The organism is Mycolicibacterium parafortuitum (genome assembly GCF_002086815.1).
Lineage (GTDB): Bacteria > Actinomycetota > Actinomycetes > Mycobacteriales > Mycobacteriaceae > Mycobacterium > Mycobacterium parafortuitum.
Window position 1 is genome coordinate 16,093 of sequence record NZ_MVID01000022.1, and the last position, 24,405, is coordinate 40,497.

Here is a 24,405-nt window from a genome sequence, read left to right on the forward strand (position 1 = left end):
AACGACATCGGTTTCGAATAGCTCGGGGTCCACGTATAGCCTCTGTTCAGCCGTTCGAAACAAGTCTGGAGGTCGCCATGACGACATCAGTGATCGTTGCTGGAGCCCGAACGCCCGTGGGCAAGTTGTCGGGTTCGCTGAAGGGCTTCAAGGGCAGTGACCTCGGTGCCGTGGCGATCAAGGGCGCGCTGGAGAAGGCGAACGTTCCCGCCTCCGCCGTCGAGTACGTGATCATGGGCCAGGTGCTCTCGGCCGGCGCCGGGCAGATGCCCGCGCGCCAGGCCGCCGTCGCCGCCGGGATCCCGTGGGACGTGGCGTCGCTGACCATCAACAAGATGTGCCTGTCCGGCATCGACGCGATCGCGCTGGCCGATCAGCTGATCCGGGCCGGGGAATTCGACGTGATCGTCGCCGGCGGTCAGGAGTCGATGACCCAGGCGCCGCACCTGCTGATGAACAGCCGCGCGGGCTACAAGTACGGCGACGTCACGGCGCTCGACCATCTGGCCTACGACGGGCTGCACGACGTGTTCACCGACCAGCCGATGGGCGCGCTCACCGAGCAGCGCAACGACGTCGACCAGTTCACCCGCGAGGAGCAGGACGCGTTCGCCGCCGAATCGCACCAGAAGGCCGCGCGCGCCTGGAAGGACGGGGTGTTCGCCGACGAGGTGGTGCCGGTGGAGATCCCGCAGCGCAAGGGTGACCCGATCGAGTTCGCCGAGGACGAGGGCATCCGCGCCGACACCACCGTCGAGTCGCTGTCCGGCCTGCGGCCCGCGTTCCGCAAGGACGGAACCATCACCGCCGGCTCCGCGTCGCAGATCTCCGATGGCGCGTGCGCCGTCGTGGTGATGAACAAGGCCAAGGCCGAGGAGCTCGGTCTGACCTGGCTGTGCGAGATCGGCGCCCACGGCGTGGTGGCCGGCCCGGATTCGACGCTGCAGAGCCAGCCCGCCAACGCGATCAAGAAGGCGATCGCCAAGGAAGGCATCACCGTCGACCAGCTCGACGTCATCGAGATCAACGAGGCGTTCGCGGCGGTGTCGCTGGCGTCGACCAAGGAGCTGGGCGTGGATCCGGCGAAAGTCAACGTCAACGGCGGGGCCATCGCCATCGGGCACCCGATCGGGATGTCCGGAGCCCGCATCACGCTGCACGCCGCGCTGGAGCTGGCGCGCAAGGGTTCGGGCTACGCGGTCGCCGCGCTGTGCGGCGCCGGTGGTCAAGGCGACGCGCTGGTTCTGCGCAGGCCCTGAGTGCCCCGGTAGTCAACGACGCAATGTAGTAGCTGGGGCCCGCTTCGGGCACAATGGCGGCCATGACTAGCGCTTATGACCTCCGCACCGCGGCGGGATGGTTCCGGTTGATCGCGTTCGCCGAGGCGGTGAGCTGGGTCGGTCTGCTGCTGGGCATGTACTTCAAGTACCTGGGCTCTCCGCAGACCGAGATCGGTGTGAAGATCTTCGGCCCCGTGCACGGCGCCGTCTTCGTCGCGTTCGTCGCCGCCGCGCTGGCGGTCGGCTACACGGTCCGGTGGCGCGCGCTGACGTGGTTGCTGGCGTTGCTGGCGAGCATCGTGCCGCTCGGCAGTGTGATGTTCCTCATATGGGCTGATCGCACCGGGCGGATGGGCTCGCGACCGGTGTCGGACGGCATCGCCGGGAGGGGCACTCCGGTACCGGAAACGACGTGACAGACTTGTCCTTGTGACACGTCCAGGACCACGAATCTCACCCGCTCTGGCCGGTGCGGTCGACCTGTCGGCCCTCAAGCAGCGGCCCGCCCCGTCCGGCGAAGGCGCATCCGGCGCGACGCCCGGCGGAGTGGAGGTCACCGAAGCCAACCTCGAAGCCGAGGTGCTGGTCCGCTCCACCGAGGTGCCCGTCGTCGTGCTGCTCTGGTCGCCGCGCAGCGACGCCAGCATCCAGCTCGGTGACGCCCTCGGTGCGCTGGCCGCCGCCGACGGATCCAGATGGGCCTTCGCGACGATCAACGTCGACACCACCCCGCGGGTCGCGCAGATGTTCGGTGTGCAGGCCGTGCCGACCGTGGTGGCGCTCGCCGCGGGCCGGCCGATCTCCAGCTTCGAGGGCATGCAGCCGCCGGACCAGCTTCGCCGCTGGATCGACTCGCTGTTGGACGCCGTCGCCGGGAAGCTCGGCGGCCCGGGCGGCGAGGCGCCCGAGGACGAGGTCGACCCGCGGGTCGAACAGGCCAGGTCGCTGCTCGACGCGGGCGACTTCGACGGCGCCCTCGCCGCCTACCAGGCGATCCTCGACGCCGAGCCGAACCACGACGAAGCCACGGGTGCGGTGCGCCAGATCGCGTTCCTGCAGCGCGCGACGACGCATCCGCAGAACGCGGTCGCGCTCGCCGACGCCGCACCCGACGACATCGAGGCCGCCTTCGCCGCCGCCGACGTCGAGGTCCTGCAGCAGCAGATCGCGCCCGCGTTCGCGCGGCTCACGGCGTTGGTCAAGCGCACAGCCGGCGACGACCGCACCAGGGTTCGTACCCGGCTGATCGAACTCTTCGAACTGTTCGATCCCGCCGACCCCGAGGTGATCGCGGGGCGGCGCAACCTCGCCAACGCGCTGTACTGACCTCGGCGCCGGCCGGTCAGCGCACCTGCGGGTGCTCGGGGATCTCAGGCTCGAACCACAGCGCCGACAGCGGCGGCAACACCATCACCGCCGAGGCCGGCCTGCCGTGCCACGGCTCGTCGGTCGCCTCGACCGCGCCGTAGTTGCCGATGCCCGACCCGTGATACGTGTCGGAGTCGGTGTTGAGAACCTCGCGCCACGTCCCGGCGTGCGGCAGGCCCAGCCGGTAGCTGCTGTGTTCGGATCCCGAGAAGTTGAGCACGCACGCGAGCATCGAGCCGTCGTCGCCGAACCTCAGGAAGCTCAGCACGTTGTTGGCCGAGTCGTTGGCGTCGATCCACGAGTAACCCTCTGGCTGGGTGTCCCGCGACCACAGCGCCCGGCGGCTGCGGTAGATGGCGTTCGCATCGGTCAGCATGCGCAGGATCCCGTCGGAGAAGCCGTGCTCGTCGAGCTGGTACCAGTCGACGCCGCGCTCCTCGGACCATTCGGCGCGTTGGCCGAACTCCTGGCCCATGAACAGCAGCTGCTTACCGGGATGGGCCCACTGGTAGGCCAGCAGGCTGCGGATGCCCGCGGCCTTCATGTGGTCGTTACCCGGCATCCGGCCCCACAGCGTGCCCTTGCCGTGCACCACCTCGTCGTGGCTGATGGGCAGCACGAAGTTCTCGCTGAACGCGTACAGCAGCGAGAACGTCATCTCGTGGTGGTGATAGCTGCGGTGGATGGGGTCGCGCTTGATGAACTCCAGCGTGTCGTTCATCCAGCCCATGTTCCACTTCATCGAGAAGCCAAGGCCGCCAAGGTTTGTCGGGCGGGTGACACCGGGCCAGGAGGTGGACTCCTCGGCGATGGTGACCACGCCGGGGTTGATCTTGTGCACGGTGGCGTTCATCTCCTGGAGGAACTGCACCGCCTCCAGGTTCTCCCGACCGCCGTAGATGTTCGGGGTCCAGCCGCCCTCCGGGCGTGAGTAGTCGAGATAGAGCATGGACGCGACGGCGTCCACCCGCAGGCCGTCGATGTGGTACTCCTGCAGCCAGTACAGCGCATTGGCGACCAGGAAGTTGCGGACCTCGGCCCGGCCGAAGTCGAAGACGTAGGTGCCCCAGTCCAGCTGCTCACCCCGGCGGGGGTCGCCGTGCTCGTAGAGCGCGGTGCCGTCGAACCGGCCCAGCGCCCACGAGTCCTTCGGGAAGTGCGCGGGCACCCAGTCGACGATGACCCCGATCCCGGCGCGGTGCAGTGCGTCGACCAGGTACCGGAACTCGTCGGGGGAGCCGAACCGCGCCGATGGCGCGTAGTACGACGTCACCTGGTAGCCCCACGAGCCGCCGAACGGATGCTCGGCCACCGGCAGCATCTCGACATGGGTGAAGCCGTGTTCGACGAGGTACTCGGTGAGTTGCTCGGCCAGTTCGGTGTAGCTGAGCCCGGGCCGCCACGAACCCAGGTGGACCTCGTAGGTGCTCATCGGCTCGAACACCGGGTTACGCAGTGCGCGCCCGCTCATCCACTCGGCGTCGTCCCAGGTGTAGGTGCTCTCGAAAACCCGTGAGGCGGTCTGCGGCGGGATCTCGGTGGCGAAGGCCATCGGATCGGCCCGATCGGTGACCGCGCCGTCCGCGCCGTGCACCCGGAACTTGTAGAGGCCGTGCTCGGGGAAGCCGGGCCAGAACAACTCCCAGACGCCAGTGGACCCGAGCACCCTCATCTGCGCTTCGTTGCCCCAGTGGTTGAAATCACCGGTGACGCTGACGCCCTTGGCGTTCGGCGCCCATACGGCGAACGACACCCCGGTCACCTCACCGTCGGCGGTGGTGAAGGTGCGCCGGTGCGCGCCCAGCACCTCCCAGAGCCGCTCGTGCCGACCCTCGGAGAACAGGTGCAGATCGACCTCACCCAGGGTCGGCAGGAATCGGTAGGCGTCGGCCACGGTGTGCACGAACGCGGATTCGTCGTCGGAGTAGCGGATCTCGAACCGGTAGTCGATCAGGTTGGTGAACGGTGCGGCGACCGCGAACAACCCGGCCTCGATGTGGCGCAGCGCGTACCGGTTCGCGCCGATGACCGCGACGACCGATACGGCGTGCGGCCGGTAGGCGCGGATGACGGTGTGGTCGCCGTACTCGTGCGCGCCGAGCACCGAGTGCGGGTCGTGGTGCTCACCGGCCAGCAGCCGGTTCAGGTCAGCGGTGTGCGGCCGCAGATGCGGGCTGTCGATTTGCTTCTCCAGGTTGGACGCGTTGGTCATGTTGTCACTCCCTACGCAACAGGTTGGTTCGTTGGTCGGCCGGAACTTGCGGCATGTTCAGCACATGCGCCACCGCTCGGGCGGGGTCCAGGCGCACGTAATTGCTTTGCCCCCACTGGTATTCCTCGCCGGTGATCTCGTCGCGCACCCAGAAGCGGTCCTGGGGTTCCATACCCAGCGCGCCCATGTCCAGCCACAGGATTCCCTCTTCGGCGCCGAACGGGTTGATCGTCACCACCACGAGGACCTGATCACCGGACGCCGGGTCGAACTTGCTGTAGGCCAGCAGTGCGTCGTTGTCGATGTGGTGGAACGTGATGGTGCGCATCTGCTGCAGCGCCGGGTGGACCCGACGGATCTCGTTCAGCCGGGTGATGAACGGCTCCAGCGATTCGCCGTCGGCGAGCGCGGCCTCGAAATCGCGGGGCCGCAGCTCGTACTTCTCCGAGTTCAGGTACTCCTCGCTACCCTCGCGCACCGCGCGGTGCTCGAACAACTCGTAGCCGGAGTACATACCCCACGTGGGGCTCATCGTCGACGCGAGCACCGCCCGGATCGCGAACATTCCGGGCCCGCCGTGCTGCAGGCTCTCGTGCAGGATGTCGGGGGTGTTCACCCACAGGCTCTGCCTGCAGTAATCGGCGTGCTCGGCGATGGATTCACCGAACTCGACGAGTTCCCACTTGGCGGTGCGCCAGGTGAAGTAGGTGTACGACTGGGTGTACCCGAGCTTGGCGAGCCCGAACAGCCGGGCGGGCCGGGTGAACGCCTCGGCCAGGAACAGCACGTCGGGGTCGATGTTCTTGACCTCGGCGATCAGCCAGGCCCAGAAGTTCGGCGGCTTGGTGTGCGGGTTGTCGACTCGAAAGACCTTGACGCCGTGGGACACCCAGTACTTGACGACGCGAAGCACTTCCTCGTACAACCCCGCCGGGTCGTTGTCGAAATTCAGCGGATAGATGTCCTGGTACTTCTTCGGCGGGTTCTCCGCGTACGCGATGGTGCCGTCGGGCAGCACCGTGAACCACTCGGGATGCTCCCGCGCCCACGGATGGTCCGGGGCGCACTGCAACGCGAGGTCGAGGGCGACCTCCAGGCCCTCGTCGCGCGCGGCGCCGACGAAGTCGTCGAAGTCCTCGATGGTGCCGAGATCGGGGTGCACCGCGTCGTGGCCGCCCTCGTCGCTGCCGATCGCCCACGGCGATCCGACGTCACCGGGGGCGGCGGTGACGCTGTTGTTGCGACCCTTGCGGTGCACCTTGCCGATCGGATGAATCGGCGGCAGGTAGACGATGTCGAAGTTCATCCGCGCGATGCGCGGCAGTGCCTTGGTGGCGGTGGCGAACGTGCCGTGCACCGGGTTGCCGGCATGGTCCCACCCGCCGGTGGACCGCGGGAAGATCTCGTACCAGGAGCTGAACCGGGCCAGCGGCCGGTCCACCCACACGCCGTACTGCGTCCCGCGGGTGACCAGCTCACGCAGCGGGAACTGGTCCAGCAGCGCGGTGAGCTCGGGTGCCAGCGCGGCGCCGGCGCGGTAGAACGGGTCGCCGGGTTCACGCAGCCGCGCAGCGGCCTCGGCGAGCGGGTACCGGTTCTGACGAGGAACCCCGGTGGCGGCGCGGTCCAGCAGCCGCGCCCCGATCAGCAGGTCGTTGTCGAGTTCGGCTTCGCTCTGCCCGGCGTCCAGCTTGGCGGTGACGTTGTGGCGCCAGGTCGCGATCGGGTCGCTCCAGCCGTCGACGCGGAACGTCCACAGCCCGACCGCGTCGGGGGCGAACTGGCCGTGGAACACGTCCGGCGTGCGGCCCTGCGCCATCGGCAGCGCGGTGGGCCTGCCCTTTTCCCTCGGGGTGACGACCTCCTGGATCGGGACGGCTTCCGGCGAGCGCGCCAGTCCCGGGGGATCCTCGGCCAGCGCCGGATAGTCGGTGCCGTGATAGCGCACCACCAGCGTGGCCGCCACCGCGTCATGGCCCTCACGCCAGACCGTCGCACTGACCGGCAGAATCTCGCCGACCACGGCCTTGGCGGGGAAACGCCCGAGGGAAACCACGGGCTGGACGTCATCGATCTCGATACGACCGGCGGTCACTTGCGACTCTCCCTACCACTCGAACATGCTGCCCGGCGTCCACCGCGCGCGTCGTTTCTGGTCTCGTCTTCGGCTTCGATGTGCCCTGTCGCGCCTATACCCACCGTAGTGTCCGGCTCAACCTTCTGTCGGTCATCCGAGCGGCGGACGCGAGCGGCCGACCGCAGTAACGTCAAGACGCGTGAAGGCACTCCGCAGGTTCACCGTCCGCGCCCATCTTCCCGACCGACTGACGGCGCTGGAACCGCTGTCGGTCAATCTGCGCTGGTCATGGGACAAGCCGACCCAGGATCTGTTCGAGGCGATCGATCCACAGGTGTGGCATCAGGTGGACGGGGACCCGGTGGCGCTGCTGGGGCAGGTGGCCCCTGCGCGGCTGGAGGAACTCGCCGGTGACGAATCGTTTGTGGAGCGGCTCGGGATGCTGGCCGAGGATCTCGACACCTACCTGACCAGGCCGCTGTGGTACCAGGGGCTGGCCGATGAGCAGGGTGTCGAACCGCCGAAGGGCATCGCGTACTTCTCCATGGAGTTCGGCGTCGCCGAGGTGCTGCCGAACTACTCCGGCGGCCTCGGGATCCTGGCCGGCGACCACCTGAAGTCGGCCTCCGATCTCGGGCTGCCGCTGATCGCCGTCGGGCTGTACTACCGCTCCGGGTACTTCCGCCAGTCACTGTCCGCCGACGGCTGGCAGCATGAGAGCTATCCCGCACTCGATCCGCAGGGTCTGCCGCTGCGACTGCTGACCGACAAGGCCGGCGCCCCGGTACTGATCAAGCTCGCCCTGCCCGACGACGCGCAGCTCAACGCGCAGGTGTGGGTCGCCCAGGTCGGCCGAATCCCGTTGCTGCTGTTGGATTCCGACATCCCGGAGAACGAACACGAGCTGCGCACGGTTACCGACCGGCTCTACGGTGGCGACCAGGAACACCGGATCAAGCAGGAGATCCTGGCCGGCATCGGCGGGGTCCGGGCGATCCGGGCGTTCACCGAGATCGAGGGACTTCCCGCCCCCGAGGTGTTCCACATGAACGAGGGCCACGCCGGGTTCCTCGGCGCCGAGCGGATCCGTGAACTCATCGAGGCCGGCCTCGACTTCGATACCGCGCTGGCCGTGGTGCGGGCGTCGACGGTGTTCACCACCCACACGCCGGTGGCCGCGGGCATCGACCGCTTCCCGGCCGAGATGGTGGAGCGCTACTTCGGAACCGGTTCGGAGGAGGCATCCGTCGGCGGTTCCCGGTTGCTGCCGGGTGTGCCGCTGGAGCGCATCCTCGCCTTCGGCGCAGAGGACGACCCGTCGAAGTTCAACATGGCTCACATGGGCCTTCGGCTTGCGCAGCGCGCCAACGGCGTCTCGCTGCTGCACGGCCGCGTCAGCCGCGAGATGTTCAACGAACTGTGGCCGGGGTTCGACCCGGCCGAGGTGCCGATCGGATCGATCACCAACGGCGTACACGCGCCGACCTGGGCGGCCCCGCACTGGATCGAACTCGGCCGCGAGCTGCTCGGCAGTGAGGACCTGACCCAGCTGCGCGAGATGGAGTCCTGGTCGCGGCTGCAGAAGGTCGACCCCGGTCATCTGTGGTGGATCCGAAACCAGCTGCGAGCGGAGCTGATCGAGGACGTGCGTGCCCGGCTCCGCCGGTCCTGCCTGCAGCGTGGCGCCTCCGACGCCGAGTTGGGTTGGATCCCAACGGCTTTCGACCCGAACGTGCTGACTATCGGCTTCGCTCGCCGGGTTCCCACGTACAAGCGGCTGACGTTGATGCTGCGGGATCCGGAGCGGCTGGCCAACCTGCTGCTCGACGACAAGCGACCGATCCAGCTCATCGTCGCCGGTAAGTCGCATCCCGCCGACGAGGGAGGAAAGGCGCTCATCCAGCAGATCGTGCGCTTCGCCGACCGGGAAGACCTTCGCCACCGCATCGCGTTCCTGCCCGACTACGACATGTCGATGGCGCGCAAGCTCTATTACGGGTGCGACGTGTGGTTGAACAACCCGTTGCGGCCGCTGGAGGCCTGTGGCACCTCCGGGATGAAGAGCGCGCTCAACGGCGGGCTGAACCTGTCGATCCGCGACGGCTGGTGGGACGAGTGGTACGACGGCGAGAACGGCTGGGAGATCCCGACCGCCGACGGTCTGGCCGACGAGAACCGACGCGACGACCTCGAGGCGGCGGCGCTCTACGACTTGTTGGAGCGCGCCGTCACGCCCAAGTTCTACGACCGGGACGAACACGGGATACCGACCCGCTGGGTCGAGATGGTGCGCCACACCCTGCAGTCGCTCGGCCCGAAGGTGTTGGCGTCCAGGATGGTTCGTGACTACACGCAGAAGTACTACCTGCCCGCCGCCTCGGCGCTGCGCGCGGTGATCGAGCCCGGTCTGCCCGACTCGGGTGAGTACGCGATGCCGTTCGGGTCGGCCCGCGAGCTCGCCGACTACCGTCGCCGTGCCGAGCAGGCGTGGCCGCGGATCGAGATCGCCGACGTCGACAGCTACGGGCTGCCCGATGTGCCGCTGCTGGGCTCGGAGTTGACCCTGACCGCGCAGGTGTACCTGGCCGGGCTGCGGCCCGACGAGGTGGTGGTGCAGGCGGTGCTCGGCCGGGTGGACGGTGGAGACGTGCTGGTGGATCCGGCGACCGTGCCGATGATCCACACCGGAACGGCCGACAGCGGCAACGAGATCTTCACGGCGACCACGCCGTTGCCGTTCGCCGGTTCTGTCGGCTACACGGTGCGCGTGCTGCCGTGTCACCGGCTGCTGGCCGGACCCAGCGAACTCGGATTGGTCACCTTGGCCTGAGGTTCACGGAAAGCGTTTGAAGCAGCGCGGGGTGTCGCCGAGCACGCCGAGGCGGAACGCGTCGATGCGCGAGAAGCCCGACGGCACTGAATCGCCGTTGACGTCACTGGCGGCCAGTCCGTTCATCAGGATCCCCGAGACCGCCTCATCGACGTCGCCGGCCGTCAGCGCGATCGTGTCGCCGTCCGGCGTCTGGATCTCTTTCGTCAACTTGGCGGTGGCCACCCCGGTCAGGCACGCCGTCCGCAGTGCGGCCGCGGCGTTGTCGAGTGCGAGACCGCCGCGCTCCTGCTGGATCGCCAGCATGTAGCGCGAGACCAGCACCGAGTAGGCGGCGTTGTCGCCGACGGCCAGGGAGCCGGCATCGTCCGGATCGGTTGGCGCGCTCAGGTCTTCGAGGCCGTCGAGGTCGACGACGATCGTGTTGGTCGCCGGGCAGTACGAGGCCGGCGGGCTGGGGCGGGCATCGGCGCACGAGTCGGCGTCGCCGGGCTCGAAGCTCAGCGCCGGCGGGTTCTCCGGCTCGAACAGGACCTCCATCGCCTCGATCATGGAGCGGACGGACTCCTCGCTGACGGGCAGTTCGCCGGTCTGGTCCTCGGGCAGCAGCACCGGAAGATCGCCGCGCCGCTGTGCGATCTCCTCCAGGTCGATGCCCGCACACGCCGACGGACCGTCGGTGAAACCGAACTGGAACGCCGACAGGCGTTCGAAAGCCGAACCGTGCTCGTCGAATCCGACGTCCGGGTCACCTTCGTTCAACAGCGGGTCGCGCACCGAGATGACGCCGGCGAGCACGTTGTTCAGGCCCTCGCCGGTGCTCAATGAGAAACGCTGAGAGGAGTCCTCGGCGACCCATCGCATGTACGAGCCGGAGAAGCAGTCGGCCTGTTGCTCGGCGACCAGCGTCGGGGTGTCCTTGCCGGTCAATCCGCCCAGCCGGGAAATCGCGTGGCCGTACTCGTGGGCCAGCACCATCAGCACGCCGATGTCGCCGTGGGCGCGTTGCAGGGCGGGCAGCAGCTCGCCTCGGTCCCAGCCGATGGTGCGGTCGGCGTAGCAGAAGCCGGCGTTCACGAGACCGTAGGTGCTGTCTCCGCAGAACTCGCCGTCAAAGCCGTTGGCATCCCACGAGATCAGCTCGGCGACCGGCTTGAACCGCTCGTCGAAGGTCTCCGGATAGGCCGTCGCCCAGTAGTCCTCGATGTCGCTGATCGCACTCGCTCCGAGCTCGTCGATCGCTCCGCCGTCGGTGCCCTCCACATGGCGGGCCGGCGCTTCGGCGTTGGGGCGCAGACCCGTCGGGCCGTCGGTCGCGGGCATCCCGGCCACCTTGAACGGATCGTCGAACACCGATACGGCCCGGCCCGGCATCGTCGTCGTGCACGCGGTCGCGACCAGCGCGGCGCCGACGGCCACGGACAGCCCCAGGAGGGACCTCCGTCTGAAACTCCTGGTGAGGCTCATCGACGGCGCCTTTCGCTCCTGGCGCAGCGGCCCCGTGGCCGTCGGCCGTACTCCCGTCAGAATAGTGAGTCCGCGCCGTCGGCTCGGCCTATCGCCGCCTATCGCGCCGCTGCGGTGTCTTCGGCGCCGCGGAGCCTGCGCAGCGCGGCGCGCACCCTGGTGCTGTCGGTGGTCGCCCAGAACGGTGGCAGCGATGCGCGCAGGTACCCGCTGTAGCGTGCGGTGGCCATCCGGGAGTCGAGCACCGCGACGACGCCGCGGTCCTCGACGCGGCGCAGCAGCCGGCCGGCGCCCTGAGCCAGCAGCAGTGCGGCGTGGCTGGCCGCCACAGCCATGAACCCGTTGCCGCCACGTGCGGCGATCCGGCGCTGGCGGGCGGTCAACAGTGGGTCGTCGGGGCGCGGGAACGGGATGCGGTCGATCAGGACCAGGGACAGCGACGGGCCGGGCACGTCGACGCCCTGCCACAGCGACAACGTGCCGAACAGCGAGGTCTGCTCGTCCTCGGCGAACTGGGCGACCAGCGCCGAGGTGGTGTCGTCGCCCTGACACAGCACAGGGGTGTCGAGACGCTCCCTCATGACCTCCGCGGCCGCCTTGGCCGCCCGCATCGACGAGAACAGCCCCAGCGTGCGGCCGTCGGCCGCTTCGATCAACGCGGTGATCTCGTCGAGCTGCTCGGCGGACCCGGTGCCGTCGCGCCCCGGCGGCGGCAGATGCGCGGCGACGTACAGGATCCCGGCCTTGGCATGATCGAACGGAGAACCGACGTCGAGGCCGCGCCACCGCGGGGCCTTGGGCTCCTGACCGTCGGAGGCGTCGGCCCCGCCGGACAGGCCCCATGCGGCGGCCATCGCGTCGAAACTGCCACCGATGGTCAGGGTGGCCGACGTCAGCACCGCGGTGGCATGTCCGAACAGCCGGGTCCGCAGCAGGCCCGACACCGACAGCGGTGCGACCCGCAGAATCGTGCGCCCGCCCGACCGTCCGTCCTCGTACTGCTCGAGCCACACCACGTCGGTCCGGTCGGGAATCGCGGGAACGAATGAGTCCAGGATCCTTGCCGCGGTGTCGGCGACATCCGACAACGCGGTGGCGGCCTCGCTGCGTGCGGTCGCCGTCTTCGGGTCGTTGCGTGAGGTGTCGACCGCGGATCGTGCGGCGTGGGCCGAATCGCGAAGCACCGTCAGGTAATTGGCGAGTTCCTCATCGAGTACGTCGATGCGGCCGGGACGCGCGTCGAACAGCGCCGAGGTGAACGTCGCGATCGCCGCCTCCAGCCGCTGGGCCAACTCGGGCGGCACGACGCGGGCGGCGCGGCGGTGCGCGACGCCCAGCGCGGTGGGCGACAGTTCCCCGGTGGCCACGCTGGTGACGCGGTCGACGAGTTCGTGGGCCTCGTCGACGACCAGCAGGTCGTGTTCGGGCAGCACGTTGAGGTCGCCGATCGCGTCGATCGCGAGCAGCGCGTGGTTGGTCACGACGACGTCGGCCTGTCCGGCGCGTTCGCGGGCCCGCTCCGAGAAGCAGTCGGTGCCGAACGGGCAGCGCGACACCCCGATGCACTCCCTGGACGAGACGCTGACCTGCGCCCAGGATCTATCGGGCACACCGGGTTTGAGTTCGTCGCGGTCACCGGTGTCGGTGGTGTCCGACCACTGCGTCAGCCGTTGCACATCGCGCCCCATCGCGCTGGCCGCGACGGGGGAGAACAACTCCTCCTGCGGAACGTCGTCGGGTTCGGTGGCTGCGGAACCGTTGTGGATCTTGTTCAGGCACAGGTAGTTTCCGCGCCCTTTGAGCAGCGCGAAGGCGGGTCGCCGGGGGAGTGTCCCGGCCAGCGCGTCGGCCAGCCGGGGCAGGTCTCGGTCGACCAGCTGTCGCTGCAGCGCGATCGTCGCCGTCGACACGATCACCGGCCGGTTGTCGCTCAGCGACCGCGCGACGGCGGGCACCAGATAGGCCAGCGACTTCCCGGTACCCGTGCCTGCCTGGACGGCGAGGTGCTCGCCGGTGGTGAACGCGCGCGCGACGGCCTCGGCCATCTGGATCTGACCGTCGCGGGTCGCGCCGCCCAGCGCCGCGACCACGGTGGCCAGCAGATCGGTCACCTCCACCGCTCAGCTCCGGCCGGGGGTGGGGGCGATGATCCGGGTCCGGATCGCGGCGTCGCCTCGGGACAGCTTCAGCCCGTCCCAGGGCAGGCTGAGGAGCCCGTCGCGGACGCGGGCGCGGGCGCTGTGCAGACCGAGATCGGCGACCGGCTTCCCGTCCCGCACGAGCGGGACGGTCAGTGGACGTGCGGCCAGATCGGCGGGAACGTCCGGAGCGGGGCGGTCGGCCGGGTGCACCACTTCCTCGACGATGGTGCCCGAAGCCTTCGCCCATCGGACGGCCCGTTTGCGGCCGCCGTGGGATTCCTTGTGGCTGCTGCGTTTCTCGACCGGGATGCCGTCGACCTCGACGAGCTTGTAGACCATGCCGGCCGTCGGAGCGCCCGATCCGGTGACCACCGAGGTCCCGACGCCGTAGAGGTCGACCGGTTCGGCGCGCAGCGCCGCGATCGCGAACTCGTCGAGATCGCCGGACACCACGATCTTGGTGCCGGTGGCGCCCAGTGCGTCCAGCTGTTCGCGGACCTGGCGGGCCAGCACGCCGAGGTCGCCGGAGTCGATCCGGACCGCCCCGAGCCGGGGGCCGGCCACCTCGACCGCGTTGGCGACACCGGCGGTGATGTCGTAGGTGTCGACGAGCAGTGTGGTGTCCGCGCCGAGAGCGTCGACCTGCGCGCCGAACGCCGCTTTCTCCCAATCCGACGGTGTGGTGCCTGCCCCGGCGGTGTGCAGCAGCGTGAACGCGTGCGCGCTGGTGCCCAGCGCCGGTACGCCGTGACGGCGTTCGGCCTCCAGGTTCGACGACCCGGCGAACCCGGCGAGATAGGCGGCCCGGGCGGCGGCGACCGCGGCCTGCTCGTGGGCGCGCCGCGACCCCATCTCGATCAGCGGGCGGCCTGCGGCGACGCTGACCATCCGCGCGGCCGCGGAGGCGACCGCGGCGTCGTAGTTGAAGATCGACAGCACCATCGTCTCCAGCACCACGCATTCGGCGAACGTCCCGTGCACCGACAGCACCGGGGAACCCGGGAAATACAGTTCACCCTCGGGATAGCCGTCGATGTCGCCGGCGAACCGGTAGCCGGCGAGGTACTCCAGGGTGGCCGGTTCGAGGAAGCTGTCCAGCATGCCGAGCTCGGCGTCGTCGAATCTGAACGCCTGCAACGCTTCCACGAAGCGCCCTGTGCCCGCGGTGATCCCGTAGCGCCTGCCGTCGGGAAGCCGGCGGGCGAAGACCTCGAACGAACACCGCCGGTGCGCGGTGCCGTCCCGCAGCGCGGCGGCGAGCATGGTGAGCTCGTACTTGTCGGTCAGCAACGCCGTCGACGCCGCGCGCTCCTGCCGCGGCGGTTTGCCCGGAGGCGAGGTGGTCACGACCCAACCGTATCGGGTTCGGAGCACCTTCAGAGCGGCACTACGCTCCCGGTATCCTGGCCGCATGGTGACGCCGGCGAAGGCCCAACCGGGTACTCGCGAAGACCGTGATGTCGATGAGGACGCCGCCAGCGACGCGCCATGGGTGACCATCGTCTGGGATGACCCGGTCAACCTGATGACCTACGTGACCTACGTGCTGCAGAAGCTCTTCGGTTACTCCGAACCGCACGCGACGAAATTGATGTTGCAGGTGCACAACGAGGGCAAGGCGGTGGTCTCGGCGGGCAGCCGGGAATCCATGGAAAGAGATGTATCCAGGCTCCACGCCGCAGGGCTGTGGGCGACGCTGCAACAGGACCGTTGAAGACGCTGTGCGTAAATGGAAGCGGGTGGATGGCCCCGGCGGGCCCCGGTTTCGGTCGGCGCTGGCCCCTCACGAGGCCGAGCTGCTGAGCAGCCTGGTCACCTCGATACTCGGGATGCTCGACGATCGAGAGGCGTCCGCACCCCTCGACGAACTCGCCGAGATCACCGGTATGCGGACCGGCAATTCTGTTCCACCGCAAGACGATACGATGAAGCGTCTGCTTCCGGACTTCTACCGGCCCGCGACCCAGCACCCGGCCGGTTCGGCTGCCGCCGAAAGCTTGAACAGCGCGCTGCGCAGCCTCCACGAGCCCGAGATCCTCGACGCGAAACGGGAAGCGGCGCAACGTGTGCTGGACACCGTTCCGGCCGGGGGCGGACGGTTCGAGCTTTCCGAGGACGAGGCCCAGGCCTGGGTGGCGGCGGTCAACGACGTCCGGCTGGCGTTGGGCACGATGCTGCAGATCGGGCCGGACGGTCCCGACCGGCTGCCGAGCGAGCATCCGCTGGCCGGCCACCTGGACGTCTACCAGTGGTTGACGGTGCTGCAGGAGTACCTGGTGGTGTCCCTGATGGGGACACAGCGATGAGCGGATCGATCACCGATGTGGGTGGCATCCGCGTCGGCCACCATCACGCGATCGACGGCGACGCGACGCTCGGCTCGGGCTGGGCGACCGGGACCACCGTCGTCCTGACACCGCCGGGCACCGTCGGCGCGGTCGACGGCCGCGGCGGTGCACCCGGTACCCGCGAGACCGACCTGCTGGATCCGGCGAACTCCGTGCGGCATGTCGACGGTGTCGTGCTCACCGGCGGCAGCGCCTTCGGGCTGGCGTCCGCCGACGGCGTGATGGCGTTCCTCGAAGAACAGGGCCGCGGCGTCGCGATCGAGGGTGGCATCGACGGTGGCGTGGTGCCGATCGTGCCTGCCGCGGTCATCTTCGATCTGCCGGTCGGCGGCTGGCAGTGCCGCCCGGACGCTGGCTACGGCTACCGCGCCGCGGAGGCGGCGGGCACCGATGTCGGCATCGGCACCGTCGGCGCCGGGGTGGGGGCGCGCGCCGGCGTGCTCAAAGGCGGTGTCGGCACGGCCTCGGTGACGCTGGACTCCGGGGTCACCGTCGGGGCGCTGGTGGTCGTCAACTCCGCGGGCGACGTCATCGACCCGGAGACGGGGCTGCCGTGGCTGGCGTCGCACGTCGAGGAGTTCGGGCTGGTGGCGCCGCCCGCGGACGAGCGCAGCGCGTACGCCGACCGGCACCGCGAGCTCAGCCCGCTGAACACCACCATCGCGGTGGTCGCCACCGACGCCGCACTCAGCAAGGCCGCCTGCCGGCGGGTGGCCGTCGCCGCCCAGGACGGTCTGGCCCGCACCATCAATCCGTGCCACACGCCGCTGGACGGCGACACGGTGTTCGCGCTGGCCACCGGAGCCGTCGAGGTGAACCCGGACCCGACCACGCCGGCGTCGATGACCCCTGAACTGGCGCTGATGACCGCTGTCGGCGCGGCCGCGGCGGAGGTGTTGGCACGCGCGGTACTGGTCGGAGTGCTGGCCGCCGAGAGTGTCGCCGGAATACCGACATACCGTGAACTGTTGCCCGGAGCGTTTGAGTGAACCGCCGGGAGATGGGAGCCGGACCTTGCTGACGATTCGTGCCGACCTGGTCGAGGCCATGGTCGAGCATGCCCGCGCCGACCACCCCGACGAGGCCTGCGGCATCATCGCCGGGCCCGAGGGGTCCGACCGGCCGGAGCGGTTCATCCCGATGGTGAACGCCGAGCGGTCGCCGACGTTCTACCGCTTCGACTCGGGTGAGCAGCTCAAGGTGTGGCGGGCGATGGACGACGCCGACGAGGTGCCGGTGGTGATCTACCACTCGCACACCGCGACCGAGGCCTACCCGAGCCGGACGGACATCAGTTACGCATCCGAGCCGGACGCCCACTACGTTCTGGTGTCGACGCGTGACCCCGACGAGCACGAGGTGCGCAGCTACCGCATCGTGGACGGCGTCGTCACCGAAGAGCCCGTCACCATCGTCGAGCAGTACTAGAAGCAAGGAGCCCTGACATGGCTGTTTCTGTGTCCATCCCGACCATCCTGCGCACCCACACCGGCGGCGAGAAGCGTGTCACCGCCTCCGGGGAGACGCTGGCAGCGGTCATCGCCGACCTCGAGGCCAACTACTCGGGGATCTCGGAGCGCCTCATCGACTCCGGCAACGCAGGCAAACTGCACCGTTTCGTCAACATCTACGTCAACGACGAGGACGTCCGGTTCTCCGGCGGCCTGGACACCGCGATCGCCGACGGCGACTCGGTGACGATCCTGCCTGCCGTGGCCGGGGGCGCTGAGCGGCTCTCGTGACCCGCTACAACTCACTGCTCGAAGCCCTGGGCAACACGCCGCTCGTCGGATTGCAGAGGCTGTCCCCGCGCTGGGACGACACCGACGACGGGCCGCATGTGCGGCTGTGGGCCAAGCTCGAAGATCGCAACCCGACCGGCTCGATCAAGGACCGCCCCGCGCTGCGGATGATCGAGGACGCCGAACGCGACGGTCGCCTCAAGCCCGGCGACACCATCCTGGAGCCGACGAGCGGCAACACCGGGATCTCGCTGGCGATGGCCGCGTTGCTCAAGGGCTACCAGATGATCTGCGTGATGCCGGAGAACACGTCGATCGAACGCAGGCAGCTCCTCGAGCTCTACGGCGCGCGCATCATCTACTCGCCGGCCGAGGGCGGGTCGAACACCGCCGTCGCGCAAGCCAAGGAACTCGCGCAGCAGAACCCGGCGTGGGTGATGCTCTACCAGTACGGCAACCCGTCGAACGCGGCCGCCCATTACGACGGCACCGGCCCGGAACTGCTCGCCGACCTACCCGAGATCACCCATTTCGTCGGTGGCCTCGGCACCACCGGGACGCTGATGGGCACCGGACGGTTCCTGCGTGAACACGTGCCCGGAGTGCAGATCGTGGCCGCCGAGCCGCGCTACGGCGAGGGTGTCTACGCACTGCGCAACATCGACGAGGGCTTCATTCCCGAGCTCTACGACCCCGACGTGCTGACCACCCGGTTCGCGGTCGGCGCCTATGACGCGGTGCGGCGCACTCGGGAACTGGTGCAGGTCGAGGGCATCTTCGCGGGCATCTCGACCGGGGCGATCCTGCACGCCGCGCTCGGGATGGCCGCCAAGGCGCTCAAGGCGGGCGAGCGCGCGGACATCGCGTTCACCGTCTGCGACGCCGGCTGGAAGTATCTGTCGACCGGCGCGTACGCCGGTAGCCTGGATGACGCGGAGGACGCGCTGGAAGGGCAGCTTTGGGCATGACGGGCACCGGTGGTCACTCGGCGCTTCCCGCGCAGCCGGACAAACGGCCCGCGTGGTTGGTTGGTGGCCTCACCGTCGTGTCGTTCGTCGCTCTGCTCTACGTCATCGAGGCCTACGACTCGGTGACCGGACACCGGCTGGACCACAACGGGATTCGCCCGCTGGAGACCGACGGCCTCACCGGCATCCTGTTCGCCCCGCTGTTGCACTCCAATTGGGAACACCTGGTGGCCAACACCGGCCCGGCGTTGGTGCTCGGGTTCCTGATGACCCTGGCCGGGCTGTCCCGGTTCATCTCCGCGACGGCGATCATCTGGATCGTCGGCGGCTTCGGCACCTGGCTGATCGGCAACATCGGTGCGCCGACCTACAACGGGGTGGTCGTCGAGACGAATCACATCGGGGCCTCCGGGCTGATCTTCGGCTGGCTGACCTTCCTGATCGTGTTCGGGTTCTTCACCCGCAAGGTGTGGGAGATCGTCGTCGGCATCGTGGTGCTCTTCATCTACGGCAGCATCCTGCTGGGCGTCCTGCCGGGAACGTTCGGCGTCTCCTGGCAGGGCCATCTGTGCGGCGCCGCCGCCGGTGTGCTGGCCGCCTATCTGCTGTCCGGGCCGGAGCGCAAGGCACGCGCGCTGCGGCGGCCGGTTCGTCCGCCGTCGCTGAACTCATGACGCCGGACGCGATGCGCCCGGTCGGGATCTTCGACTCGGGGGTCGGCGGGCTCACGGTGGCCCGCGCGGTGATCGACCAACTGCCCGACGAGGACATCATCTACGTCGGCGACACCGGCAACGGCCCGTACGGGCCGCTAACCATCCCCGAGATCCGTGCGCACGCGCTGGCCATCGGGGACGACCTCGCCGAGCGCGGCGTCAAGGCGCTTGTCATCGCGTGTAACTCGGCGTCGTCGGCGTGCCTGCGGGACGCCCGGGAACGCTACGCGCCGATCCCGGTGGTCGAGGTGATCCTGCCCGCGGTGCGCCGCGCCGTCGCGACCACCCGCAACGGCCGCATCGGCGTGATCGGCACCGCGGCGACCATCGCGTCGGGCGCCTACCAGGACGCGTTCGCCGCCGCGCGTGACATCGAGCTGTTCGGGGTGGCGTGCCCGCGCTTCGTCGACTTCGTCGAACGCGGGGTCACCAGCGGGCGTCAGGTTCTCGGGCTGGCCGAGGGCTATCTGGAGCCGCTGCAGCGTGCAGGGGTGGACACCCTGGTGCTGGGCTGCACGCATTACCCGATGCTCTCGGGGCTGATCCAGCTCGCGATGGGCGATCACGTGACGTTGGTGTCCAGCGCCGAGGAGACGGCCAAGGATCTGCTGCGGGTGCTCACCGAGCGCGACCTGCTGGCGCCGCACCGCGATGCCGGGGCGCCGGCGCAGCGGGTGTTCGAGGCGACCGGTGATCCGGACGCGTTCACGGCGTTGGCCGCGCGGTTCCTGGGACCCTCACTGGACGGGGTGCGCCCGGTGCAGCGTCACGCGGGTAGCCGGACATGATGTTCCTCGCCGAAAGCGGCGATGTTTTCGCCAAGCCGCTGGTGGGCATGGCAAGCTAATGGGCGTGCGAATCACCGTACTCGGTTGTTCCGGCAGTGTTGTCGGTCCAGATTCGCCTGCGTCCGGATACCTCGTCACCGCGCCCGACACGCCGCCGTTGGTGCTCGATTTCGGCGGAGGCGTGCTCGGCGCGCTGCAACGCCACGCCGATCCGAACTCGGTGCACGTGCTGCTCTCGCACCTGCACGCCGACCACTGCCTCGACCTTCCCGGGCTGTTCGTGTGGCGCCGCTATCACCCGACCCCGGCGCCCGAACGCGGAATCGTCTACGGCCCGGCGAACACCTGGGCCCGGCTGGGTGCCGCGTCGTCGCCGGAGGGCGGCGAGATCGACGACTTCACCGACATCTTCGACATCCGCCACTGGGTCGATGCGCAACCGGTCCAGATCGGCGCGCTGACCGTGCTTCCGCGCGTGGTGTGCCATCCCACCGAGTCCTACGGCATGCGCATCACGGACCCGTCCGGCGCGACGCTGGTCTACAGCGGCGACACCGGGTATTGCGACCAGCTCATCGAGTTGGCCCGCGGTGCCGACGTGTTCCTGTGCGAGGCGTCGTGGACGCATTCGCCGGAGCGCCCGCCCCGGCTGCACCTGTCCGGCACCGAGGCCGGCCGCGCGGCCGCCCGGGCCGGGGTCGGCGAACTGCTGCTGACGCACATCCCGCCGTGGACCTCGCGCGAGGACGTCATCAGTGAGGCCAAGGCGGAATTCGACGGCCCGGTGCACGCCGTGGTGTGCAACGAGTCGTTCGACGTCTCCCGTACCTGAGGTTTCCTCCACGGGGTAGCGGTGTCCGAGTGACCGGTTAGGGTTGGCCACGTGTCAAGACGAGAAGACGGCCGGCTCGACGACGAATTGCGCCCAGTCAGCATCACCCGCGGTTTCACCACGCATCCGGCGGGGTCGGTGCTGGTGGAATTCGGCCAGACCCGGGTGATGTGCACCGCCAGCGTGACCGAGGGCGTGCCCCGCTGGCGCAAGGGCTCAGGGCAGGGTTGGCTCACCGCGGAGTACGCGATGCTGCCGGCAGCCACCCACGACCGGTCCGACCGGGAATCGGTCAAGGGCCGTGTCGGTGGCCGGACCCAGGAGATCAGCAGGCTGGTCGGCCGCTCGCTGCGGGCCTGCATCGACCTGGCGGCGCTGGGGGAGAACACCATCGCGATCGACTGCGACGTGCTGCAGGCCGACGGCGGCACCCGGACCGCCGCGATCACGGGCGCGTTCGTCGCGCTGTCGGACGCGGTGACGTACCTCGGTGCGGCGGGCAGGCTGTCGGATCCGCGGCCCTTGTCGTGTGCGATCGCCGCGGTCAGCGTCGGCGTGGTCGACGGACGCGTCCGCGTCGACCTGCCCTACAGCGAGGATTCACGCGCCGAGGTCGACATGAACGTCGTCGCCACCGATACCGGGACGCTGGTCGAGATCCAGGGCACCGGCGAAGGGGCGACGTTCCCACGCTCGACTCTGGACAAGATGCTCGACGCCGCGATGGCGGCCTGCGACGAACTCTTCGAGATTCAGCGCAAGGCGCTGGAACTGCCGTATCCCGGGACGCTGCCCGAGTCCAGCGAGCCCGCGAAGAAAGCGTTCGGAAGCTGAGCCGGCTCCTCGTCGCGTCCCGCAACCCGAAGAAGCTCGCCGAGTTGCGTCGCGTGCTCGACGCGGCGGGATTGTCGGGACTGACGCTGCTGTCCCTCGACGACGTGCCCGCGTTCGACGAGGCCCCCGAGACCGGGGCGACGTTCGAGGACAACGCGCTGGCCAAGGCGCGGGACGCGTTCGCCGCAACCGGGTTGCCCGCGGTTGCCGACGATTCCGGGCTCGAGGTCGACGCCCTCAACGGGATGCCCGGTGTGCTCAGTGCACGGTGGTCCGGTAGGCACGGCGACGACTCGGCGAACACCGCGCTGCTGCTGGGTCAGCTGGGCGACGTCCCCGACGACCGGCGCGGCGCGGCGTTCGTGTCGGCGTGTGCGCTGGTGCGCGGTACCGGCGATGCCGACGCGACGGTGGTGCGTGGTGAGTGGCGAGGTGCCATCGTGCGTGAACCCCGCGGTGACGGCGGGTTCGGTTACGACCCGGTGTTCCTGCCCGACGGTTCGGAGCGGACGGCGGCCGAGCTCACCCCGGCCGAGAAGGATGCCGCGTCGCATCGCGGACGGGCGCTCGCGGCGCTGCTGCCGGCTTTACGCGCACTGGCCTGAGGTGCGCTGACCCGGTTGAGCAGCCACGCCGCCGGGACGGTCAGCGCCAGCGTCGCGGCGATCAGCCCGGGCATGGAACCGGTGAACAGCGGCCAACGCAGCACGATGTCCATCGTCACGGCCATCACCACGACGTGCACCAGGAAGATCTCGTAGGAGATCTCGCCGAGCCACACCATCGGCCTGCTGCCCAGCACTCGCGTGTAGGAGTCGCGGTTGGCCAGTGCCGCCGGCGCCACGGCCAGTGTCGCGATCACCGCATAGAGCAGCGACTTCGCCACCGGCGCCCACATCGGATCGGGCCCGGCGAAGGTGCCGCCCACCGCAGTGGACACCACCAGATACAACGCGCACGCGACCGGGACCGCGACGATGGCCGCGCAGCGTTTGCCCATCGCCTCCAGTACGGCGAGCGCCATGCCGCCGGCGAACCACACCAGGTGCGCCGGCAGCCACATCCCGGCGGAGTTCGGCAACACCTCGGTGGCCGTCACCACGAACAGCCATGCGGGTGACACCGCGGCCAACAGCGCGATCCCGGCCAGCGCGCGGCGCGGCTGCCACCGCCCCAGGCACAGCACGCGCAGGATGACGAACGCGAGCGCCGGCAGCACGACGTAGAAGGACACCTCCACGGCCAGGCTCCACATCTGCGACAGGCCGAGGTGCAGCGTGGTGGCCAGGTAGTCCTCGGCGTAGATCTGGGTGAACGTGAGGTGGCGCAGCAGTCCGGACCACGTCTGCCCGGGGTTAGGTCCCGGCGTGAACACGGTGTAGATCTCGAACACCGCGATCACCACCACCAGGTAGGCGGGCAGGATGCGGCGGAGTCTGCGCCGTCCGTACCGGCGTACGGACGGCGGTGCGGTGCCGTCCGCGGCGGCGCGGACCCAGGGTCGGAACAGCAGGAATCCGCTGAGGACGAAGAAGATCGCCACCCCGATCTCGAGCCGCGAGTACATCGTGCCGAGGTAGCCGTGATTGAGGTAGCCCGTCGCGAATGCGGCGTGGGTGGCGACGACGAAGAGCGCCGCGATCGCGCGGAGCCCGGCGAGCGCCGGATCGCGGGAGGGTGCGGCGTTCGGCAGCCCCGCCCGCGCGGCGCCGCAGCGCACACCGGGGCTGGCTGACATCGGCACCGAGTGTAGTCAGCGTCGGCGGGGTGGAGACCGTCTCGGCGACGGGCTAGACGCCGAACTGCTCCTTGATGCGCTGGGTCTGGAAATGCTCGACGATGATGCCGACCAGCGGGATGGTGCCCGCCAGCAGCACCCCGACCGTCTTGGCGATCGGCCAGCGGACTTTCACCGCGAGGTTGGCGGTGAAGAGCAGGTAGACGAAGTACACCCAGCCGTGCACGACCGCGATCCAGCCCAGCGAATCGTCGTTGAACCCGTACTTCATCACCATCTCGTAGCAGAGCGCGATCAGCCACAGGCCGGTCGCCCAGGCCAGTACGCGATACCCGGTGAGCGCTTTGCGGATCGATTCGACAGGGGTGAGCGGAGTGGGGGATTCGGGTGCGGTCACGTGCCGGTTCCTCTTGTCTGCTGGGTGGTGTCTTTGTCGTCGGCCCGGGCCAACTCGGCCAGGTAGGCGTTGTACTCGCGCAGCGCGGGATCGGCGTCATCGTCGTCCACGCCGGCGCCCGGAGGCGGAGTTGTCGGTCGCTGGGGGAGCAGTTCGGCAGGGATCTCGGTGACGGCGTCGGGCGGGTGCAGTTCGGGCGGGGCTTCCTCGTAGCGCACGAATTTGAAGTACGCGTACACGCAGAAACCGGCGAACAGCGGCCACTGCATCGCATAGCCGAGGTTCTGGAAGCTGCCCGTCGTCGACTCGTAGCGGCTCCACTGCCACCAGGCGAGCGCGAGGCAGCCCGCAGCGGCGGCGATCACCAACAGGATGAGCGCCGGCCTCCTACGCCGTGTAGTGGACACGGTTCAACGGTACCGCGCGATCCTTCGGTTCGATGAACTCGTCCGGACGGGCGGGAGCGGCCTTGCGACAGGTCGACACGATCTCGTCACGGCCGCCCCGATCTTGCCGCCCTCAGGCTACGACAGGACTCAGGCCGGCGGGTTGGTACGATCGCAGCCACTGCGGGCGTGGCGAAATTGGTTTACGCGCGGGCTTTAGGTGCCCGTGTTCGAAAGAACATGTGGGTTCGAGTCCCACCGCCCGCACTCCAGATATCTTG

The 24,405-nt window shown here is 69.2% G+C and carries 22 protein-coding genes, 1 tRNA gene and 1 pseudogene; 16 read left to right on the forward strand and 8 right to left on the reverse strand.

What is annotated here, in order from left to right; all coding sequences use genetic code 11:
- Positions 1-77: 77 nt before the first annotated feature.
- The 3 genes from BST38_RS20720 to BST38_RS20730 are packed head-to-tail and all read left to right on the forward strand — an operon-like array spanning position 78 to position 2,606.
- The gene (locus BST38_RS20720) at positions 78-1,259 is read left to right on the forward strand and encodes an acetyl-CoA C-acetyltransferase (protein ID WP_083145364.1); all 1,182 of its coding nucleotides are present in this window, start codon (positions 78-80) and stop codon (positions 1,257-1,259) included.
- A gap of 53 nt (positions 1,260-1,312) precedes the next feature.
- Positions 1,313-1,696 carry a DUF3817 domain-containing protein gene (locus BST38_RS20725; protein WP_181792065.1) on the forward strand — a complete coding sequence of 128 codons (384 nt, stop codon included), beginning with the start codon at positions 1,313-1,315 and terminating at the stop codon, positions 1,694-1,696.
- Between the two features lie 13 nt (positions 1,697-1,709).
- Entirely contained in the window at positions 1,710-2,606 is an 897-nt protein-coding gene (locus BST38_RS20730; RefSeq protein WP_083145365.1) for a tetratricopeptide repeat protein, read from the forward strand.
- 16 nt (positions 2,607-2,622) lie between these two features.
- Here BST38_RS20730 and glgB read toward each other — a convergent pair whose 3' ends face one another.
- Together glgB and BST38_RS20740 are read right to left on the reverse strand one after the other, a co-directional pair.
- Positions 2,623-4,860, reverse strand: coding sequence for a 1,4-alpha-glucan branching protein GlgB (gene glgB / locus BST38_RS20735; protein WP_083145366.1), 2,238 nt, complete (start codon positions 4,858-4,860; stop codon positions 2,623-2,625).
- 4 nt (positions 4,861-4,864) lie between these two features.
- Positions 4,865-6,955 (reverse strand): alpha-1,4-glucan--maltose-1-phosphate maltosyltransferase, encoded by a 2,091-nt coding sequence (locus tag BST38_RS20740; protein WP_083145367.1) that lies wholly within the window; start codon positions 6,953-6,955, stop codon positions 4,865-4,867.
- A 181-nt stretch (positions 6,956-7,136) separates the two neighbouring features.
- Between BST38_RS20740 and glgP the strand changes: the two genes are divergently transcribed.
- Entirely contained in the window at positions 7,137-9,767 is a 2,631-nt protein-coding gene (gene glgP, locus BST38_RS20745) for an alpha-glucan family phosphorylase (RefSeq protein ID WP_083145368.1), read from the forward strand.
- Between the two features lie 3 nt (positions 9,768-9,770).
- Here glgP and BST38_RS20750 read toward each other — a convergent pair whose 3' ends face one another.
- The 3 genes from BST38_RS20750 to BST38_RS20760 form a co-directional block, all read right to left on the reverse strand.
- Entirely contained in the window at positions 9,771-11,234 is a 1,464-nt protein-coding gene (locus BST38_RS20750; RefSeq protein WP_083145369.1) for a neutral zinc metallopeptidase, read from the reverse strand.
- Positions 11,235-11,332: 98 nt separating this feature from the next.
- Positions 11,333-13,351 carry an ATP-dependent DNA helicase gene (locus tag BST38_RS20755; RefSeq protein ID WP_083145370.1) on the reverse strand — a complete coding sequence of 673 codons (2,019 nt, stop codon included), beginning with the start codon at positions 13,349-13,351 and terminating at the stop codon, positions 11,333-11,335.
- 3 nt (positions 13,352-13,354) lie between these two features.
- Positions 13,355-14,722: a nicotinate phosphoribosyltransferase gene (locus BST38_RS20760; RefSeq protein WP_272818857.1), complete on the reverse strand. Its 1,368-nt coding sequence runs from the start codon at positions 14,720-14,722 to the stop codon at positions 13,355-13,357.
- A gap of 64 nt (positions 14,723-14,786) precedes the next feature.
- On the opposite strand from BST38_RS20760, the gene clpS reads away from it, so the two are divergent.
- The 11 genes from clpS to rdgB are packed head-to-tail and all read left to right on the forward strand — an operon-like array spanning position 14,787 to position 22,208.
- The gene (gene clpS / locus BST38_RS20765) at positions 14,787-15,089 is read left to right on the forward strand and encodes an ATP-dependent Clp protease adapter ClpS (RefSeq protein ID WP_083145372.1); all 303 of its coding nucleotides are present in this window, start codon (positions 14,787-14,789) and stop codon (positions 15,087-15,089) included.
- 7 nt (positions 15,090-15,096) lie between these two features.
- Positions 15,097-15,681, forward strand: coding sequence for an oxidative stress transcriptional regulator AosR (aosR, locus tag BST38_RS20770; protein WP_083145373.1), 585 nt, complete (start codon positions 15,097-15,099; stop codon positions 15,679-15,681).
- Complete coding sequence (locus tag BST38_RS20775; protein ID WP_083145374.1) at positions 15,678-16,712, forward strand: P1 family peptidase; 1,035 nt, start codon at positions 15,678-15,680, stop codon at positions 16,710-16,712. The genes aosR and BST38_RS20775 overlap by 4 nt, the downstream gene beginning before the upstream one ends.
- Before the next feature lie 25 nt (positions 16,713-16,737).
- Positions 16,738-17,151: a M67 family metallopeptidase gene (locus tag BST38_RS20780; protein ID WP_083145375.1), complete on the forward strand. Its 414-nt coding sequence runs from the start codon at positions 16,738-16,740 to the stop codon at positions 17,149-17,151.
- 17 nt (positions 17,152-17,168) lie between these two features.
- Positions 17,169-17,465: a MoaD/ThiS family protein gene (locus BST38_RS20785; protein WP_083145376.1), complete on the forward strand. Its 297-nt coding sequence runs from the start codon at positions 17,169-17,171 to the stop codon at positions 17,463-17,465.
- Positions 17,462-18,433 carry a cysteine synthase gene (locus BST38_RS20790; RefSeq protein ID WP_083145377.1) on the forward strand — a complete coding sequence of 324 codons (972 nt, stop codon included), beginning with the start codon at positions 17,462-17,464 and terminating at the stop codon, positions 18,431-18,433. Before BST38_RS20785 ends, BST38_RS20790 begins: the two co-directional genes overlap by 4 nt.
- Positions 18,430-19,107: a rhomboid family intramembrane serine protease gene (locus tag BST38_RS20795; protein ID WP_083145378.1), complete on the forward strand. Its 678-nt coding sequence runs from the start codon at positions 18,430-18,432 to the stop codon at positions 19,105-19,107. The genes BST38_RS20790 and BST38_RS20795 overlap by 4 nt, the downstream gene beginning before the upstream one ends.
- Positions 19,104-19,937 (forward strand): glutamate racemase, encoded by an 834-nt coding sequence (gene murI / locus BST38_RS20800; protein ID WP_083145379.1) that lies wholly within the window; start codon positions 19,104-19,106, stop codon positions 19,935-19,937. The genes BST38_RS20795 and murI overlap by 4 nt, the downstream gene beginning before the upstream one ends.
- A gap of 58 nt (positions 19,938-19,995) precedes the next feature.
- Positions 19,996-20,769, forward strand: coding sequence for a cyclic nucleotide-degrading phosphodiesterase (locus tag BST38_RS20805; protein WP_083145380.1), 774 nt, complete (start codon positions 19,996-19,998; stop codon positions 20,767-20,769).
- A 51-nt stretch (positions 20,770-20,820) separates the two neighbouring features.
- Positions 20,821-21,603 (forward strand): ribonuclease PH, encoded by a 783-nt coding sequence (gene rph / locus BST38_RS20810; RefSeq protein ID WP_083145381.1) that lies wholly within the window; start codon positions 20,821-20,823, stop codon positions 21,601-21,603.
- A complete protein-coding gene (gene rdgB, locus BST38_RS20815; RefSeq protein WP_083145451.1) occupies positions 21,600-22,208 on the forward strand; it encodes an RdgB/HAM1 family non-canonical purine NTP pyrophosphatase in 609 nt (202 codons plus the stop codon). The genes rph and rdgB overlap by 4 nt, the downstream gene beginning before the upstream one ends.
- Here rdgB and BST38_RS20820 read toward each other — a convergent pair.
- The 3 genes and pseudogenes from BST38_RS20820 to BST38_RS20830 form a co-directional block, all read right to left on the reverse strand.
- Positions 22,205-23,341: pseudogene (locus tag BST38_RS20820) on the reverse strand (acyltransferase family protein); the annotation flags it as partial. The gene rdgB and the pseudogene BST38_RS20820 overlap by 4 nt on opposite strands.
- Positions 23,342-23,393: 52 nt before the next feature.
- Positions 23,394-23,738 carry a DUF3817 domain-containing protein gene (locus BST38_RS20825; RefSeq protein ID WP_083145382.1) on the reverse strand — a complete coding sequence of 115 codons (345 nt, stop codon included), beginning with the start codon at positions 23,736-23,738 and terminating at the stop codon, positions 23,394-23,396.
- Entirely contained in the window at positions 23,735-24,145 is a 411-nt protein-coding gene (locus BST38_RS20830; RefSeq protein ID WP_083145383.1) for a hypothetical protein, read from the reverse strand. The genes BST38_RS20825 and BST38_RS20830 overlap by 4 nt, the downstream gene beginning before the upstream one ends.
- Before the next feature lie 162 nt (positions 24,146-24,307).
- Here BST38_RS20830 and BST38_RS20835 point away from each other — a divergent pair.
- Positions 24,308-24,391: transfer RNA gene (locus BST38_RS20835), tRNA-Leu, on the forward strand.
- The last annotated feature ends 14 nt before the right edge of the window (positions 24,392-24,405 follow it).

Coding starts and splice junctions, on each gene's coding strand:
- BST38_RS20720 (WP_083145364.1), top strand. CDS start 78: ATGACGACATCAGTGATCGTTGCTGGAGCCCGAACGCCCGTGGGCAAG.
- BST38_RS20725 (WP_181792065.1), top strand. CDS start 1,313: ATGGCGGCCATGACTAGCGCTTATGACCTCCGCACCGCGGCGGGATGG.
- glgB (WP_083145366.1), bottom strand. CDS start 4,860: ATGACCAACGCGTCCAACCTGGAGAAGCAAATCGACAGCCCGCATCTG.
- BST38_RS20750 (WP_083145369.1), bottom strand. CDS start 11,234: ATGAGCCTCACCAGGAGTTTCAGACGGAGGTCCCTCCTGGGGCTGTCC.
- clpS (WP_083145372.1), top strand. CDS start 14,787: ATGGTGACGCCGGCGAAGGCCCAACCGGGTACTCGCGAAGACCGTGAT.
- BST38_RS20775 (WP_083145374.1), top strand. CDS start 15,678: ATGAGCGGATCGATCACCGATGTGGGTGGCATCCGCGTCGGCCACCAT.
- BST38_RS20785 (WP_083145376.1), top strand. CDS start 17,169: ATGGCTGTTTCTGTGTCCATCCCGACCATCCTGCGCACCCACACCGGC.
- BST38_RS20795 (WP_083145378.1), top strand. CDS start 18,430: ATGACGGGCACCGGTGGTCACTCGGCGCTTCCCGCGCAGCCGGACAAA.
- murI (WP_083145379.1), top strand. CDS start 19,104: ATGACGCCGGACGCGATGCGCCCGGTCGGGATCTTCGACTCGGGGGTC.
- BST38_RS20805 (WP_083145380.1), top strand. CDS start 19,996: ATGGGCGTGCGAATCACCGTACTCGGTTGTTCCGGCAGTGTTGTCGGT.